The organism is Psychrobacter sp. 1U2, from assembly GCF_051847575.1.
Window position 1 is genome coordinate 1 of sequence record NZ_JBPYDC010000995.1, and the last position, 745, is coordinate 745.

1 protein-coding gene is annotated in these 745 nt (G+C 44.0%); it reads right to left on the reverse strand.

Annotated elements, in window-relative coordinates; all coding sequences use genetic code 11:
- A partial coding sequence (locus tag ACS8FD_RS19975; protein WP_439277152.1) for an ATP-binding cassette domain-containing protein occupies positions 1–440 on the reverse strand: 440 nt, incomplete at its 3' end.
- Positions 441–745: the final 305 nt, after the last annotated feature.

Consider the following 745-nt stretch of genomic DNA (forward strand, 5'->3'; position numbering starts at 1 on the left):
CTTGTCTTAAAGCCTAGTCCTGCCATGATTTGCGCCGCTTTGGTCGGCGTACGATAGCCATCGATTTCATCGAACTGCTGATGCAACACGCCAATCTGCTCATCACTGACGGCGCTTAAGTCATTCAAAGCAGCATTAATCTCATACCACTGCTCGTCACCGCTCAAGACATAATCAATCGCTGTCTGCGTACTGGCACCGACTTCTTGCGCCATATGGGCAACCTGCCAGCTATCAGGAATACTCACCTCACCCCTATCAAGGGTAACCTCGGTATCGCCTGCGCCCATTTGCGTGAGTAACAAGGCAAACAAGGTAGATTTGCCAGTGCCGTTGTTGCCCGTCAAGCCTACTTTATGGCCCGGGTGGAGCTGGAAGCTTGCGCCTGCAAACAACTCACGACCATCACGGCGAACACCAACGTCTTTAAATTCGATCATAGGACTTCTTCATCTCAACAGTAATATAAAATATAAAGCAGCAATAAAAACACACTTAGGGCGTGCTAATTGGTGGCTATTATTTCAAACGCCTAGCCGATAGGCAAACGATTAAATAACTATTTCAAATTCAAACAAATTTATGCTAAAAAGCTTATAGAACGACATAACGCTTTTAATCGTATGCACAGGTTTTAGTATTCTTAGTGTCGTATCAATCTCATAATGATCAAAGCGTCAGTACAGTATTGGGAGTAGTTTCAATAATGACTACTTATCTTTGGGTCATTAAGTCAAGATATCCA